The organism is Kitasatospora sp. NPDC090091 (assembly GCF_044747365.1).
Taxonomy (GTDB): domain Bacteria; phylum Actinomycetota; class Actinomycetes; order Streptomycetales; family Streptomycetaceae; genus Kitasatospora.
The window spans coordinates 33,937-49,528 of the sequence record NZ_JBIVDY010000011.1 but is presented as its reverse complement, the minus strand read 5'-3'; the positions used below and the strand labels follow the sequence as shown (position 1 = coordinate 49,528).

11 protein-coding genes and 1 pseudogene are annotated in these 15,592 nt (G+C 71.8%); 3 read left to right on the top strand and 9 right to left on the bottom strand.

Going from position 1 to position 15,592, the window contains the following annotated elements; translation table 11 throughout:
* Positions 1–3 precede the first annotated feature (3 nt).
* Positions 4–2,751, bottom strand: coding sequence for an AAA family ATPase (locus ACIPSC_RS20200; protein ID WP_400827245.1), 2,748 nt, complete (start codon positions 2,749–2,751; stop codon positions 4–6).
* Positions 2,752–2,778: 27 nt separating this feature from the next.
* Positions 2,779–3,384 carry a VOC family protein gene (locus tag ACIPSC_RS20195; protein ID WP_400827243.1) on the bottom strand — a complete coding sequence of 202 codons (606 nt, stop codon included), beginning with the start codon at positions 3,382–3,384 and terminating at the stop codon, positions 2,779–2,781.
* A gap of 240 nt (positions 3,385–3,624) precedes the next feature.
* Here ACIPSC_RS20195 and ACIPSC_RS20190 point away from each other — a divergent pair, with 240 nt between their 5' ends.
* Positions 3,625–4,080: an SRPBCC family protein gene (locus ACIPSC_RS20190; RefSeq protein ID WP_400827242.1), complete on the top strand. Its 456-nt coding sequence runs from the start codon at positions 3,625–3,627 to the stop codon at positions 4,078–4,080.
* Between the two features lie 63 nt (positions 4,081–4,143).
* Positions 4,144–4,272: pseudogene (locus ACIPSC_RS20185) on the top strand (family 1 glycosylhydrolase); the annotation flags it as partial.
* A 73-nt stretch (positions 4,273–4,345) separates the two neighbouring features.
* Here ACIPSC_RS20185 and ACIPSC_RS20180 read toward each other — a convergent pair.
* From ACIPSC_RS20180 to ACIPSC_RS20165, 4 genes are all read right to left on the bottom strand, one after another.
* Positions 4,346–4,840 carry a universal stress protein gene (locus tag ACIPSC_RS20180; RefSeq protein ID WP_400827241.1) on the bottom strand — a complete coding sequence of 165 codons (495 nt, stop codon included), beginning with the start codon at positions 4,838–4,840 and terminating at the stop codon, positions 4,346–4,348.
* 577 nt (positions 4,841–5,417) lie between these two features.
* Positions 5,418–5,771 carry a DUF6086 family protein gene (locus tag ACIPSC_RS20175; protein WP_400827240.1) on the bottom strand — a complete coding sequence of 118 codons (354 nt, stop codon included), beginning with the start codon at positions 5,769–5,771 and terminating at the stop codon, positions 5,418–5,420.
* Positions 5,768–7,714, bottom strand: a complete 1,947-nt coding sequence (locus tag ACIPSC_RS20170; RefSeq protein ID WP_400827239.1) for a polymorphic toxin-type HINT domain-containing protein — start codon at positions 7,712–7,714, stop codon at positions 5,768–5,770. Before ACIPSC_RS20170 ends, ACIPSC_RS20175 begins: the two co-directional genes overlap by 4 nt.
* Positions 7,711–8,343, bottom strand: a complete 633-nt coding sequence (locus ACIPSC_RS20165; RefSeq protein WP_400827238.1) for a sensor domain-containing protein — start codon at positions 8,341–8,343, stop codon at positions 7,711–7,713. Before ACIPSC_RS20165 ends, ACIPSC_RS20170 begins: the two co-directional genes overlap by 4 nt.
* 544 nt (positions 8,344–8,887) lie before the next feature.
* On the opposite strand from ACIPSC_RS20165, the gene ACIPSC_RS20160 reads away from it, so the two are divergent.
* Positions 8,888–12,193, top strand: a complete 3,306-nt coding sequence (locus tag ACIPSC_RS20160) for an AfsR/SARP family transcriptional regulator (protein WP_400827237.1) — start codon at positions 8,888–8,890, stop codon at positions 12,191–12,193.
* 152 nt (positions 12,194–12,345) lie between these two features.
* On the opposite strand, the gene ACIPSC_RS20155 is transcribed toward ACIPSC_RS20160, so the two are convergent.
* From ACIPSC_RS20155 to ACIPSC_RS20145, 3 genes are read right to left on the bottom strand one after another with little or no spacing between them, the layout of a single operon-like run.
* A complete protein-coding gene (locus ACIPSC_RS20155) occupies positions 12,346–13,602 on the bottom strand; it encodes a VWA domain-containing protein (RefSeq protein WP_400827236.1) in 1,257 nt (418 codons plus the stop codon).
* An 18-nt stretch (positions 13,603–13,620) separates the two neighbouring features.
* A complete protein-coding gene (locus ACIPSC_RS20150; RefSeq protein WP_400827235.1) occupies positions 13,621–14,556 on the bottom strand; it encodes an AAA family ATPase in 936 nt (311 codons plus the stop codon).
* Positions 14,553–15,539 carry an XdhC family protein gene (locus tag ACIPSC_RS20145; RefSeq protein ID WP_400827234.1) on the bottom strand — a complete coding sequence of 329 codons (987 nt, stop codon included), beginning with the start codon at positions 15,537–15,539 and terminating at the stop codon, positions 14,553–14,555. Before ACIPSC_RS20145 ends, ACIPSC_RS20150 begins: the two co-directional genes overlap by 4 nt.
* Positions 15,540–15,592: the final 53 nt, after the last annotated feature.

Genomic DNA, 15,592 nt, shown 5'->3' with positions numbered 1-15,592 from the left:
CCGTCATGCCTGCGAGACCTCCTCCGTCCGGCTCAGGGCGTCGCGCAACGCCGCCCGGGTGGTGACGCCCAGCTTCGGGAAGACGCGGTACAGGTGCGAGCTGACGGTGCGCGGCGACAGGTGCATCCGCTTGCCGATCTCCTTGTTGGTCAGCCCGCCGGCTGCCAGGTCCGCGATCCGGCGTTCCTGCCAGGTCAGCGAGGCGGGATTGAGCGTGGAGGAGCGCGGCGGCGTCCCGGTGGCCCGCAGCTCGGCCCGGGCCCGCTCGGCCCAGCCGGCGGCGCCGAGCCGCTCGAACGCCTCGGCCGCCGGGACGAGGTACTGCCGTGCTGCCACCCGGCCCTGGGCGTGACGTGCCTGTACGCCGTGCGCCAGTCGGATCCGGGCCAGCTCGAACGGGAAGCGGGCGGCGTCCGGGTGCGATTCGGCCCGCTCGAACATCTCGGCGGCCTCCGACTCGCTGTCCGCGGTCATCGCCAGCGCGCCATGGGTGATCAGCGCCAGGCGGGGTGACAGCTCCGGCAGTCCGGCGTCGCGCGCGGCGAGGGCGTGGGCCCTGGCCTGCTCGACCCGGCCGGTGTGCCGGGCGGCCTCGACGAGGTCGAGCAGGGTACGGGAAGCCTGATACGTGTAGGGCCGGAAGGTGCCCGGCGGCGTGATGCCGATGGCGTACAGGTAGGCGGCCTCGTAGTCACCGGCGCTCAGCGCGGCGGTCGCACCGGCGGAGTCGGCGAGCTGGGTGAGGAACCCCAGCCCGCGGGGCCGTGCCCAGGCGTCGACCTCGGCCTGCAGGTCCCGAGCCCGACCGACCTGTCCGCGCATCGCCGCGAGCTGGGCCAGGTATGCGCGGCTCTGAACCGCGAACAATTCGTGGCCGTGCTCGGCCGCCAGTTCCAGGACCCGCCGGCCGGTGTCCTCGGCCCCGTTCCACTCGCCGACCGCCATCTGGTCGAGCGTGATCAGGTGCAGCATGACCATCCCGCTGGCCGCGGCCCCGGTCTCCAACTCGCGCTCCACGACGCGCTGCAGATACGGGCGGTACTGGCTCAGAACGTCGAGGTGGTACGCGGACACGGCCAGCCGCGTCACCTCCCAGGGCTCCAGGCCCGGCAGGTCCGCGGTGGCCTGTTCCACCGTCCCGGCGCATTCGGTGCCGTACCGGATCACGTCGCTCCAGGCAGCGCTGTGGATCCGCGTGCGGGCGGTGACGAGGCCACCCAGGGAGGCGAGCAGCTCGTGGGTGCGCTCCCAGGCCGGGCCTTCCCCGGCGTACTGACTGATCGCCAGCAGGAGGACCACCAGCCGGGTGAGGACCTCGTCGGGCCCGGTGCTCCCGCCGTCCCGCAGGTGCTCGATCGCGGCCATGACCTGCCGCCGGCTGGAACGGACGTCTCCGTCCTGGTAGAGCGCCTGGTAGGCGGAGGCCAGGACCGCAGCCGGCGACTCCGCCCGGCTGGGGGTGAGCCCGGAGACGACGAGCCGGTGCGCCTGGCCGAGACGGGCGGCGTGGCCCGCGACGAACGCCGCGTCCGCCAGGCGCCGGGACCGGTCGGAGTGGTTCTCGCTCAGCTCCGCGGCGCGGGTCAGCCAGGTCACGGCCGTCAGCGCGCCGCCGCGCCGGGTCGCCGACTCGGCGGCTGCCTCCAGGATGTCGGCCACCTCCTCGTCAGGGTCGACGGTGGCCGCGGCGAGGTGTGTCGCCCGGCGTTCGAGGTTCTCCCGATGGACCTGCGACAGCGCCTGGTGGGCGGCGCGGCGCTGGTTGGGGGTGGCCAGCTGCACGACGGCGGAGCGCACCAGCGGATGCCGGAAGGTGAAGTCGCCGGTGGCCGGCTCGAAGTCGAGCAGCCCGGCGGTCACGGCCTCGTCGGCGTCGCGCATGCGGTAGCGCGCGCCGGACGGGTCGCCGCCGGGCTCGGTTGCAACGCCGTCGAGAGCACCCATCAGGAGCTCGGCACGCACACCGTCGCCGATGGCCGCGATCCTGGCGCCGTACAGCTGTTGCAGCCGCCGGGGCAACGACACGCCGTGCTGATCGACCTCGTGCACCGTTCGGTTGCCCAGGTGGGTGGGCAGTTCCAGCAGCGCCAGCGGGTTTCCCCGGGCCTGCTCCAGCACCGTCCGGCGGATCTGCCTGCCCAGCCGCGGGTACCTCCGGTCCAGCAGAAGCGCCGCGTCCTCGTCGGCGAGGGCGGCGACGGACAGCTCGGGCAGTGCGGCGGTGTCGAAGCGCGACGCCAGGTCGGCACGCACCGCGACCAGCAGCTTCATCCGACTGCCGGTCAGGCGCCGGCCCACGAAGCCGCAGACGTCGGCGCTGGAGTCGTCCAGCCACTGCCCGTCGTCCAGGACCACCAGCAGCGGCCGGCGCGCCGCCGCCAGAGACAGCAGGCCGAGAACCGCGATACCGAGCCTCATGACCGAGGGCGGGTCCCCCTCGGCCCGGCCGAAGACGGCGTCGAGGACTGCCCGGGTCCCGTCATCCAACTGCGCGACCTCGCCGAGCAGCGGATGAAGGAACTGATGCAGCCCGGCGTAGGGCAGCTCGGACTCGGCCTCGACACCGGCTGCGCGGATGACGGCATGGCCTTCCTGCTCCGCCAGAGCAACGGCGTGGCCGAGCAGAGACGTCTTGCCGACTCCCGTCTCCCCACGGAGCACAAGGGCCCGTCCTGCGGCGGTCGTCACGAACGCCGCAAGCTCCGCCTGCTCGCCTGCCCGCCCCACCATCGGCGTGCTGCCGGCTTCCATGCCAGTCCTCCCCACCGTCACCGGGTGTCAGCCGCTGAGGCCGGCGGCGCGGGCCATGTGGGCGGCGTACCACGACGGCCAGTCCGGATCGTGGTGGCCGAGCTCCTCCTCGTACTCGCCGTGGGCGAGCGCCGCGTCGCGCAGCGCCTGCTCGACCTCGGCGGCCGAGCGGTAGACCACGTGGCCGATCCGGCCGGGCCGCCGCGTCGTGACCTCCTGCAGGACGAAGGTGTTGCCGTCCGGGTCGGCGAACGACGCGAACGAGCCGTAGGACTGCCGGGCCGGGTGCGGGCCGGGGACCCGGTCGGTGGTGCCGGCGTGGTGGAAGACGCCGCCGGCGTCGTGGAACACCTCGCTGACGTCGACGCCGCAGGCCGCCAGCTCGGCGCGGGCCGTCACGACGTCGTCCACGACGAGGTGCACGCCGCGCTCCGACCCTGGCGCCGCGTCGGTCACGCCGCTACCGATGACGATCGATGCGGCCGAGCCGGGCGGGGTCAGGTGCACGATCCGGAAGCCGCCCGAGCCGGAGAAGTCGACGTCCTCGCGGAAGCCGATCCGCGTGTAGAAGTCCTTGGACCGGTCCACGTCCGAGACCGGGACGACCACGACCTCGATCCTGAAATCCACCATCGTCAGCTCCTTCGCCGCAGCAGATGCCGATCGGCACCCGCTGCCAACGATCCCGGGACCGGCGACCTGTCGCCCCAGGGGCGAACCCTGGTGGTGACCCGGGCCCGTGTCCGCCGGGACTCCGGCCAGGGCCCCGGGCCGAGGGGACCAGGGCTCGACACCGGTTCGACGGAGGGTGCCGACCGGGAACCTGGGTGTTGCCGATCACCACACCGATGCGAGGAGCACGAGAAGCACACCATGGCGACCATCCACTTCACCGAGCGGACGAATGCGACACCGGAACAGTTCGTGGCGTGCCTCACCGATTTCGGGCCGGGCCGCCGGCAGCTGTTCGGCAACAGTGCCGACGAGTACCTGCAGGTACACGCGAAGGATGCCGACCATGCCGACGTCACCGAGGGCTCGGGCGGCGTTTGGGAGCGGCTGCACTACGACTGGTCCGATCCGCACCGGGTGGTGATGACGACCGTCGATTCCAACATCTGGGGTGGCCGCTCCGGGCACACGTACACCTTCACGCCCCTGCCGGACGGGACGACACAGTTGGACGCCGTGATCATTCGCGAAGGCAAGAACCTCAAAGGGCGTGTCACCGGGCTGCTGCTGGGCAGCGTGGGCAAGGGCCTGCTGGAGAAGGCGCTGAGGAACACGATCAAGGCCATCGAGGCCCGCAATCGGCCGTTCCGCGAATGACACCGCCACCGTCGGGATCACCGGAGGGGGATGAATCGAACAGAATGACAGGGCGTTCGACGGGCCGAGGGGTTCCACCAACGCTTCGGCCTGTTCCACGTCGACTTCGAGACGCAGCGCCGCACGCCGAAGGCCTCGTATGCCTGGTGCCGCGACCTGATCAGTAATCACCGCCATCTTCAGTCAAGGTAGTTGGCCTCCGTGGCGGCGGCGGGACGCATGGGGCTCGGTCAGGTCAAAGTCGGCGCCGTGCCGGAATCGACGCTCAGGAAGACACGGTGTCGTGTTCCGCGGGGACGACAACGACCGGGATGCGGGCGTGGTGGACGACCTCGGTACTGGTCGATCCGAGGGCGAGACGTCCCCAGGCCCCCGACCCTCGGGAGCCGACTACGAGCAGGCAGGCGTCCTTGCTTGCTTCGAGGAGCACCTGCGCCGGACGACCGGATTCGCAGACGATCTCCACGTCCACGGGCGGTCCGCCGAGTTGTTGCTGCAGTTCCTTGACGGTGTCGGCCACGGCCTGCGTGACGAGATCGCGCTGCTGCGGGATGGGGCCGCTGTCGGGGCCGGATGCGGCCGTCCATTCAAAGCCGGAGTGCCGGGTGGGGGAGTACTCGTACGCGCAGACGGCCCGCAGGCCGGTACCGCGCAAGTGGGCCTCGCGGAGCGCGAAGGTCATGGCCTGCCTGGCGAGGTCCGAACCGTCCGTGCCGACCACGATCGGGCCGACCGGGTGGGGGACAGGAGGATCGGTCACGGGAGACCTCCAAGGATCTCGGCGGGCGTGGAGACGGCCGGGGCTGTTGTGGCGCTTATGACGGTGGGGCCTTCACGGTCGTCCGTCGGCGGGTGTGCACTTCCCAGCCTGCGCCTGCCCGTCGGTGGGCACCAGCGCACGTCGCAGGGAGGAATGCGTCGACGGCGGGCGAACCGTCGACGGGCCGGTCCGGCCGGGGGACCATCGGGACAGCCATCGGCGTCAAGCGGATGATCCAAACCGCCCGGTAGAGCCGTTGTCGATGATCGGGCAGCCGCCGCCGACCGCCATCAGGCGCGGTTGGCCGGCCAGGGCCTGGGTAGTCGTTCCACGTGTGGGTGGGCGTGTGGAAGGAGGCTGCGGTCCACGCCTTGTCGAGGGCTCCGCTTTGTGCAGCACCCGTCCGCTGACGTTGCCGTCAACTACTGCCGTCAAGATGGCAAATCCCCCGCCGGAATCCGTTCCGGCGGGGGATTATAATGTTCCAGCTCAACTCAAGAGGGTCCTCTCTCGACCCTTATTTCGCGCCAGTCATCGGTCTATCGCTCGATCGCATCGAAAGCTATCTGATTAGCCCCTACATCGAGCGTGCGAAGATTTCCACTTCCTCTAGAAGGGATGCTTCCCTCTCGGACTTCGGAGCAATCGCAACACCTCCGCGCTCCAATATGACGAGAGATGTGAGTAGCACACCTCGCATTAGGCCATGTTGAACTGGGTGTCGCGTTGAGGCGTAGCATTCGAGCAGGCCCTCGACGAACTGCCGAAACATCTGCATGTTCACGGCACAAGTATCATCATCCGACGGCGTCAACCCGGTCGGGCGCTGGATCAGCTCAGCCGCAGTCTCCGCGAAGGACAGGTACCACTTTCCAATGCGGAGAGAGGGGTTCCATGCGGTTTCGCCGGAAACCTCGAAATAGTAGCTCATTGAGCAAACTCCAGCCTGATATCCACGCCAGGATTCGCCTGCCTCAGATTATCGATGTGCGATTCAAGTGCAGATCGAAAGCGAGAATCAATCGATGAATTAGTCAGCCGGAAACCGATGGGAGCATTTTCATATCCAGGCATGTACTGTCGAGCCTCGATATACTTCTTCAGCTTCCCGTCAATCTGCTTCGAAATCCATCCGTCATCGCCGTACAGTGCGCTCTTCTCTTCCCAGAGCACACCCCCGCTGACGTGATCAATGTCGGTGATCCTATTTCCGGTCTCTGGATGATACACATCGTAATCCCGCTCACCCTCAAGCAGTCCACAGCCCGGTCCAGTGTTATGCACGAGCACCGGCGTATTACCGGCCAGGACATAGTACGTGTGGACGCCGCTGACGGTGAGGTTGTAGGCGGTGAGGTCCTGCGGGTAGGTGTGGGTTGCGATGACTTCGACCGTTGTGCCGTCGGCTTCGCGTAGTTCGTCGCCGACGTTGAGGTCGGTTGCGTCGGTGAAGTTACCGGAGGTGGCGTCCCAGAAGGGGTGCCGGTCGGTGGCGTGCAGCGTCTCGCCGCCGGTGATCGTGACGTCGACCATGATGTGCGGTCCGGTGTGCTGGACCGTCGCGGTCACCGTGTGGGGTGCAGTGTTCCAGACGGTGGTGTCGGTCGCGCGGACCTGGGTGCCGGGGGTGATCTGTTCGATCGGCAGGCTGCTGCCGTCGGCGAGCAGGACCGGTGTGCCTGCGGCGAAGCTGTTGGGCTCGCAGGCGGTGAGGGTCTCGACTTCGTCGATGATCTTCTTGCCGCCGCCGGTGACGGTGCTGGCCTGGCCGCCCTTCGTGAGCGCGGAGTTGAAGGCCCGCTGCCCTGCGCCCGGCCCGGCCGCGGTGTCCTGGACCGCCAGTGCCTTGTAGTGGCCGTTCGGCTTCTGGACCAGGCCGTCGTACGTGGCTGTGGGGGTGAGCCGGGCGAGGTCGGACTCGGGGAGGCGGCTCACGGCGTCGGGGGTCAGGTAGGCGGTGGCGGGGCGTTTGTCGACCTTGATGCCGTGCCTCTTGGCGTATGCGTCGATGGCCGCGTTCTTGCCGGTCGGGGAGCGGAGGTCGCCGCCCTGGGGTGAGGCGCCGGTGCTGCGGGTGGCGGGGTTCGGCGGGCGCGGGGCGTCGCCGCCACGCGCCATCGAGGCCGGGGTGGGAGGGGTGTCGATGAGGCCCTGGTTTGCGGTGGCCATCTGCTGGAGCATCTGCCGGCGCTGGGAGACCAGTCGCTGCGTTTCGCTCCGGAGGGCCGTCGCTTTCGTGCTGAGGGCGAGCGCGTCCGCGCTGAGCTTCGCCGCCTCGTTGGCGAGCTGCGACTGCCTGGCACTGGCTTTCGACAGCTCCGGTTCGATCGCGGCCCGCTCCGCCTGGAGCTGGGCCGCTTCGGCGTCGAGCCCGGCCTTCTCCGCGTCGTACGCGCTCGCGGCCCCGGCTTCGGCGGGCAACTGGAAGACGTGCGGCGCTGCGTTGTGTGCGGCGATCCGGGAGTTGAGGGCGGTGCTCTTGGCGTTGAGGGCGGCGGCCTTGCTCGTGGCGGCGGAGGAGTCCTTGGCGGCGGCCTCGGAGCCGGCCTTCAGTTCTGCCGTGCTCCTGGTGAGCCTTCCGGTCTCCGCCGCCAGTTCGCTCGCACGCTGGGGCAGCGTCCCGATCTGCTGGCCGAAGGCGGTGATCCTGGTGTTGAGGTCCGCGGGGTAGTTCGCGCTCGGCCGTAGCGGTTCGGGAACGGAAAGACCGGAGGCCGGGCCGGCCACTGCCGGGTCGGCAGCCGGGGCTGCGGCGCTCTCACCGGCCATGGGCACCGGTACCACTGCCGCGAGGAGCATCAGGCACAAGCCGCGCCAGACGGAGCCCGGAGCGCGGGTGGCGGCCCGTCGCCGTGCTGATCGCCGGGCGATCATGCGGTCACCTTCGCGGCGACCCGGTCAGCGATCTTCGCGACGGCCGGTCGGCCGTCGCCTGCTGCGCAGAGCGCCACCTGCAGGACGGCTTTGCCCTTGAGCCGGGCCTGGCGGTAGCAGGCCCAGCCGTCCCCGGTGTCCTGAGTCGCTGTCCAGACGACGGTGTCCGGAGTGGAGGAGTCGGTCTTGTAGGTCCACTTCGACGTGCGGCCGTCCTGGTCGGTCCGCACGGCGGACGGGCATTTCTTGAGCCCGTCGCTGAGCGCTCGGAACGCCGCGCCGGCCTTGTCCGCGTCGGGGTAGACGCCGACGATCTGCGTCACCGTGTAGTCACCGGTCCCTGCGGCGTCTTGGTAGGTCGCTGACAGGAACGCAGACCAGGCCTGCCCGTAGACCGCCTTGGTCGCCGGACCTGCCGCGGGCGCGCAGTCGGCCGGCTCGACGGCGATCGCCTCAGGTGGCTCGGTTCCCCTCGGACCGGAGACCACGGTCGTCCCGGCCAGCCTGCTGACCTCGTCCGGGGCGAGCAGGTCCGCCTGGACGGTACCCGCAGCGATGTGAGGCGGAAAGTCTGACGGTTGACGCGGCCAGCTCCACCACCCGGCGCCGGCCAGCACGAGGCAGGACACGACCGCGAACGCCTGAAGAAGCCGCCACCGGCGCGGCGTTCGACCGGGCCGACCTGTCTGCGGACCCTGTGAAGACGCGGTTTGCGGGGCCGTCGCCTGCTGCACAGGCACCGCCCCCGCGGTCTGTTGCCCGGTGGCGGGTGCCGGTGCTGCGGGGTCCGTGCTCCGGTGATGGTCTGTCACGCTGGCTCCTCTGTCGTGATCGTCCTGCTGGCGCTGTCCGCGGACCCGAGGCGGCCCACTTCGGGAAGAGCGCCGGGAACGTGGTGGAGAGGGAGGCGGCCGCCACGTCGGCGCGGAACCGGACTTGGGGCCGCGGGGAGCGGCACGGCGGATCCAGGGACGGTTGCCGGTGTGGATCGTCGCTCCCCATGCACGCCGAGGGGTCCGACCGACGGCCCGTCGCGGCGTGCAGCCGACTCTCGCAGGCGACACTGGGCGCGGACCTTGCAGAAACCTTGCCGCCCGGGCGCCCTGGTAGGAGAGCATGGCCTCGCAGGCCTCGTCGGCGTGGCCTTGGGCGGAATTCGGGGGTGGCTGCACGGTGGAGTTCCGGTTGCTGGGGCCGGTCGAGTTCCAGGTCGACGGAGGTGGCGTCGCCCTGGGGCCGCGGAAGCAGCGCCTGGTGCTCGCCGCTCTCGTGGTTGATGCCGGGAGGGTGGTCCCGACCGACACCCTGATCCGCCGGGTCTGGGACGCACACCCTCCGCAGGAGGCACAGTCGTCCCTCTACGCGTACGTCGCCCGGCTGCGGGCCGTGCTGCGCACCGCCACCCGCTCCGGCGTCCTTGACGCGCCGGCCATCGGTCGCGCCGGCGGGGGCTACCGGCTCGATGCGGGAGCCTCGCGGGTGGATCTGCGTGACTTCCGGGAACTCGCTGCCAGGGCTCGCACGGCCGATGGTGACCTGCGCGGCAGGACTGCCTTACTGGAGCAGGCTCTCGGCCTCTGGCGCGGCCAGGCCCTCAGCGGACAGACGGGCGGATGGGTCGACGCGCTGCGCCTGAGGCTGGAGCGCGAGCACTTCGCCGTCCGCCTGCAGCGTCACGACACGCACCTCGCGCTCGGCAACCACGCCGAGCTCCTGCCCGAACTGCTGGCCCTGGCCGGGGAGCAACCCGACGACGAAGCGCTCGTCGGGCAGCTGATGCTGGCGCTGCACCGCTGCGGCCGGGCTGCGGAGGCGCTGGAGCACTATGAGAGGACGCGTCGTCGGCTGGCGGGCCGGCTCGGTGCGGATCCGGGTGCGGGGCTTCGTGAACTGCACGAGCGAATCCTGCGGGACGACCCCCGGCTGGGCCCACCGCACCCGGACGATGCCGTACGGCCAGGGAAGGCCGGTGGCGAGGCCGGCGCGGACAGCGCCGCCGGAGGCCCCGAGCGCATCGCGCCGGCGGAGCTGCCCCGTCCCGTTCCCGGATTCACCGGCCGCGCCGACCGGATCGACGTCCTGGACCGGCTGGTACTCGGCGGGGCCGCCTCCCGGACGGAGCCCGTGATCGCCGCGATCAGCGGTACCGCAGGGGTCGGCAAGACCGCGCTCGCCGTCCACTGGGCTCACCGCGCACGCGACAGCTTCCCCGACGGCCAGCTCTGGATGAGCCTGCGCGGCTTCGACCGCGACCGCGAGCCGGTTCGTCCGGCCGACGCGCTGGGGCAGTTCCTTCGCTCGCTCGGGCTGACACCCGCTCAGGTACCCGCGGACGAGGACGAGCAGGCCCGGCTCTACCGGTCACTGCTCGCCCGTCGCCGGATTCTGATCGTCCTGGACAACGCCGCCTCGGCCGAGCAGGTCCGGCCCCTGCTCCCGGGCAGCGCCTCATGCGCGGTACTGGTGACCAGTCGGCACCGGCTCGGCGGTCTGGTCGCGCTCGACGGAGCCGTCCCGCTGCCGCTCGATGCCCTGGCGCCCGCCGAGGCCCAGGACCTCCTTGCACACGTGTTGGGCGAGGACCGACGCCGTGCGGAACCGGAGGCCACCGCGGAGCTCGCCCGGCACTGCGGCCACCTCCCGCTGGCACTGCGGGTGGCGGCCGCCCAACTCGCCCTCGGGGCGCACTCGTCCGTGGCCGGCTTTGTCGAGCGGATCAGCGCCGGAAGCAGGCTCGACGGGCTGGAGGTCGATGGTGACGGTCACTCCGTCGTCCGCAGTGCCTTCAGCCTGTCCTACCTGTCGCTGCCCGAGGACGCCCGACGGCTCTTCCGCCGTGTCGGCCTGGTACCGGGCCCCGACTTCACGCCTGCTGCCGTCGCCGCGCTCGCGGAGCTTCCCCGGGCCGAGACGGAGCGGCTGCTCGCCACACTCCGCGGTGCCCACCTGCTGGAGTCCGCAGCTCCGGGACGGTTCCACCTGCACGACCTGTTGAGGGAGTTCGCCCGAGAGCTTGGCGAGGCCGAGGACCCGGAGCACACCCGCCGGTCCGCGCTCGACGGGCTGCTCGGCTGGTACCGGCGGACCGCTGAGACGTCGGTCAGCGCCCTGCCATGGGTCTTCCCGCACCTTCCGGAGACCTTCGAAGGCGCGACCACCCACGGTGAGCCTGCAGCGGCGGCCGCCCGGCAAGCCATGGATCTCCTGGAGAGCGAGCAGCCCAATCTGATCGCCGCCATCGAAGCCGCGGCAGCCCACCCACCCGCCCGGCCGGCGTGGGAACTGACCACCACGCTGTCCCGCTACTTCTGGGCCTGCGCCCCACGCTCGGTCTGGCGGGCCGTTGCGGAGACCGCGCTGGCCGCGGCGGAGGCCGAAGGGTCGCAGCCGGGAACGGCGGCGATGCACCGCAGCCTCGGTCTCGCTCACTGGGACATGGGGCACACCCACGAGGCCTGGGCCCACCACCGTTCTGCCCTTGCCCTGCACGAGCGGATCGGCCCGCCCGCACAGCTCGCCATGACGCTGGGTGCCCTGGGACTCGTCGGGTCCGGGCTGGGGAGACTCCAGGAAGCCCTGGATCACTTCGGCCGCTGTCTGGTGGTCTGCCGCACCATCGGCCGCCAGGACTTCCTGCAGTGGCCGCTGACCGGCCTCGGCAGCATCCACCGAGACCTCGGGGACCTCCGGACGGCGGTCGAGTTCCTCGGGGAGGCCGTCGCCTGTCAGCAACAGGCCGGCTCACGGTTCGAGACCATCCCGCTGCAGTTCCACGCACTGGCGTTGTGGGAGTCCGGGAGGCTGGCCGAGGCGTCGGCCGAGCTCGACCGGCTCTTCGTCGTCAACCGGCCGTTCGCCAAGAACAGTGCCGACGCGCTGGCCTACGACGTCCTGGCCAGGGTTGCGATCGACCGGGGCGACCACCCAACGGGCCTGGCCGAGGCCGAACGGGCGGCCCGGTTGGCGCACGACGGCGGCAGGCTCCTCGTCCACGCCGGAGCGCTCAACACCGCCGGCACCGCCTTGCGCAACCTCGGCCGCTTCGACGATGCCCGGCAGTCCCACGAACGCGCGCTGGACCTCGCCCGATCCTGTGAGAACCCACGGGCCGAGGCCGACAGCCTGATCGGACTGGCCGCCGCGCTGCGCCGGCTCGGGCGCGCCGACGAGAGTCTCCCGTCCGCGCAGCTCGCCCTCGACGTCGCCCGGCACCACACGTTCCGCCTCGTGGAGGCCCAGGCGCAGACGGAGCTCGCCGAGAGCCATCGCGCCGACGACCCGCGGACAGCGCTCCGCCTGGCGCGGGCCGCACTGTCCCTGCACCAGGACACCGGCCACCGACTGGGCGCCGCACGCACGCACAGCCTCCTCGCCGACATCCACCAGACCCTCGGCGACGCCCCGAGCGCGGCAGCCGAGCGTACCGAGGCGTCCGCGCTGTACCTGGCCACCGGCGCCTGCGCGCCCGCGCACCGATGATGCGGACGCCTCGGTACGCGCCGGCCGTGACGTCATGAAGCGGCATCTCAAAGCGCCTCCTGTGCAGGGCGCTCGGAGGCCGGCCCGGGTGCCTTGTGCCGCGGTAGTCGTAGGAGCCGGGATATGGTCGCGGCCCGAGTCGGGCGTGGTCCCTACCCCGTTCGCGCAGTTCTCTTCGCCGGCGGCGGCCCGCAGTCCGCGATGGCGTCGAAGAGGTCCGCCATTGCTGCGAGGCTGTGCCCGCTCACGAAGGCGTCGCAGTGCGGCAGCGCTGCGGCGATCCCGGCGGCGAGCGGGGCGTAACCGGGCGCGGCCTTACGGGGGTTGACCCAGATGACGCGATGCGCGAGTCGGCCGAGCCGGGCCGTCTCCCGGCCGACGGCCGACGGGTCCTCGCCCTCCCAGCCGTCGGAGAAGATCACTACCACTGCTCCCCGGGCCATGCCGCGCCGTCCGAAGCGGTCGGTGAACTCCGCGAGCGCACGGCCGATCAGCGTGCCACCGGACCAGTCGGGGGCGGCCCGGCCCGCCCGGCGCAGCGCGGCATCCGGAGACGTGTGCCGCAGCACCGGCGTCAGACGGGTCAGCCGGGTGGCGAAGACGAAGACCTCCGCGGCCACCCCGGACCCCGCCCGTGCGCACAGGCGGGAGAAGAACCGCACGTAGACCCGGGTGTACGGCTCCATCGAGCCCGAGACGTCACACAGCAGCACCAGCGGTCGGCGGCGCAGCCGGCCGTGTGAGCGCGCCAGCCGGACGGTCTCCCCTCCGGTCCGCAGGCTGCGCCGCAGGCTCCGGCGCAGGTCGACGTGCCGGCCTCGCGGGTCGGCCTCCCGGCGGCGGGTGCGGCGCAGCGGGATGCTGATCGCGAGATTGTCCAACAGACGGTCCAGCTCCGCCAGTTCGCCTGGCCCGAAGGTGCCGAAGTCCTGCTGTGCGAGCGCCTCGGCGGTACTGCCGACCAGCCGCTCCACGCCGGTGCGGGTCGGGTTCTCTCGCGATCGGCCGACGGTGTCCCGGCGGAGTGGTCCGCTCGGCAGGGGCCCGCTCGTCCGGCGCGGCGGCGGCGCCGGCGCGGCGGCCGGGGGTGCGTCGGGTCCGGCTTCGAGACCGGGGAGTGGCGGGTTGTCGGGGGATCCCCGTTGGTCGGCCGGGTCCGTCTGCCCGCCGAAGAGTGCGAAGAAGACGCGGTCGAACGGCTCGATCTGCTCGCGGGCCGTGACGAAGGCCAGTCGCGCCGCCCAGTAGAGGGCCGGCGGGTCGACGGGTGGCAGCAGACGCAGGATGTCCAGGAAGCGGCCCGAGCGCTCGGGCGTGACCGGCAGGCCCGCCCGGTGCAGTGCGGCGCCCAGGCGGGCGGCGAAGGCGGGCCGGTCGAAGGCCGGGGGCGAGGCGGGCGGAGCGGCCATCGGGATCAGCTCTCGGGATCAGCTCTCGGGAGTGCCGACCAGCCAGGCGAGCCCCCGGTCGCGTACCAGGTCGATGTCCTCGCGGTACTTGACGAGGACGCCGAGCGTCCGGTCGGCGGCCTCGGTGTCGAGTCGCTCCACGCCCAGCAGGGCGAGCGCGCCGACCCAGTCGATGCTCTCGGCGATGCCGGGTGGCTTCTGGATCTCCAGGGTCCGCATCCGGCGTACCGAGGCCGCCACGTCGGCCGCGAGCGAGGGTGTGGTGCCGGGGGCGCGGCGGCGCACGATCTCGATGACCTGTGCGGTGTCGGGGTAGTCGATCCAGTGGTAGAGGCAGCGCCGTTTGAGGGCGTCGTGCAGGTCGCGGGTCCGGTTGGAGGTGAGGACGACGACCGGTGCGACGGTGGCGCGTACGGTGCCCAGTTCCGGGATGGTGACGCCGGCCTCGGCCAGCACCTCCAGCAGGAAAGCCTCGAAGTCGTCGTCGGCGCGGTCGATCTCGTCGATCAGCAGCACCGCGGGCATGGGGCCGGGGTGGGTCAGCGCGGCGAGGATCGGGCGGCGCAGCAGGAAGTCGTCGGAGAAGAGGTCGGCCTCGGCCAGCGGCACTCCCCGGCTCTCGGCGAGCCGGATGCTCAGCAGCTGGCGCGGATAGTTCCACTCGTACAGCGCCTCGGCGGCGTCCAGTCCGTCGTAGCACTGCAGCCGGATCAGCGGGCTGCCGAGGACGCCGGCCAGCGCCCGGGCGGCCTCGGTCTTGCCGACGCCCGGCTCGCCCTCCAGCAGCAGCGGCTGGGGCAGCCGCACCGCGAGGTAGAGCGCGGTGGTCAGGCCCGGGTCGGCGAGGTAGCCGAGGGAGTCCAGCGAGGCGCGCAGGGTCGGCGGGTCCGGTACGATCCGCGCGACTGCCGCCCGGGCCGACTCGGCCGGCCCGGGCGGGACGGCCTCCGTCACGGTACCTCCGCAGGCTGGGCGGGCTCTGCCTCGAAGCGGTCGCGGCAGCCGGTCGAGCAGAACCAGTGCCGGTGCCCGCGGGCGTCCGAGTACGGGGTGTCGGCGACGACGGCGACGGTCATGCCGCAGACCGGGTCGAGGGCGGTGAGCGGTTCGGCGGACGGCGCCGCGGGCACGGCGGCCGCCTCCTCGGTGTGCACCGACAGGGCGTGCCGCGAGGCGACCAGCTCGGCGAGGATCGACACGGCGATCTCGCCGGGCGTGCGGGCTCCGATCCAGAGCCCGGCCGGCGTGTGGATCCGGTCCCGCTGTTCGGGGTCGAGGTCGAGGCCGGCGAGTACGGCGGCGCCGCGACGGCGGCTCGCGACCAGCGCGACATACGGCACCCCGGCCCGCGCGGCGCGGGTGAGCAGCCCCTCCTCCTGCCGTCCGTGGGAGGCGATCACCACGGCCGCCACGCCGCCCAGCTCCTCCGCGGTGACGTCCGCGGTGACGTCCGCGCTCACGTCCGCGCTCACGTCCGCGCTGACCTCCTCGCCGACCGTCCGGACGTCGTACTCCAGCCCGGCGCCGAGCGTGACCAGGCTCCGGCCGATGGGGGTGTCGCCGAGCACGAGCACCACCGGGGCAGGCCGCAGCGGCTCCAGGAAGATCTCCAACTCACCGCCGGACAGGCAGGGGTTGGCGACCAGCAGGGTGCCCGCCTCGCCCTCGTCCGGCGGTGCCGGGGGAGCGTCGGGCGAGATCCGCAGCAGCAGCGACTCACCGCTGCGCAGCAGCCGCAGTGCCTGCACGCGGACGGTCGCCTCGGCGCAGACCCCGCCGACGAAGCCCTCGATCCGGCCGTCCTCCAGGACCAGTGCGGTGTCTCCCGGCTGCGCGCTGGTCGGGTGCAGCGCGCGCACCACGGTGGCCTTGACGAACGGCACCTGATGAGTGGTCAGGTATGCCATCCGCCGGTCCAGGGCCGGGTTCGCGCTCATACCGACGCCCCGCAGGACTCGGCCCGCTCGGCCCGCTCGGCCCGCTCGACCGG

What these genes read in the sequence shown, in the direction of transcription:
- ACIPSC_RS20145 (WP_400827234.1), bottom strand. Translation starts at nt 15,539, where the DNA reads ATGAGCGCGAACCCGGCCCTGGACCGGCGGATGGCATACCTGACCACT.
- ACIPSC_RS20155 (WP_400827236.1), bottom strand. Translation starts at nt 13,602, where the DNA reads ATGGCCGCTCCGCCCGCCTCGCCCCCGGCCTTCGACCGGCCCGCCTTC.
- ACIPSC_RS20170 (WP_400827239.1), bottom strand. Translation starts at nt 7,714, where the DNA reads ATGATCGCCCGGCGATCAGCACGGCGACGGGCCGCCACCCGCGCTCCG.
- ACIPSC_RS20200 (WP_400827245.1), bottom strand. Translation starts at nt 2,751, where the DNA reads ATGGAAGCCGGCAGCACGCCGATGGTGGGGCGGGCAGGCGAGCAGGCG.
- ACIPSC_RS20195 (WP_400827243.1), bottom strand. Translation starts at nt 3,384, where the DNA reads ATGGTGGATTTCAGGATCGAGGTCGTGGTCGTCCCGGTCTCGGACGTG.
- ACIPSC_RS20190 (WP_400827242.1), top strand. Translation starts at nt 3,625, where the DNA reads ATGGCGACCATCCACTTCACCGAGCGGACGAATGCGACACCGGAACAG.
- ACIPSC_RS20175 (WP_400827240.1), bottom strand. Translation starts at nt 5,771, where the DNA reads ATGAGCTACTATTTCGAGGTTTCCGGCGAAACCGCATGGAACCCCTCT.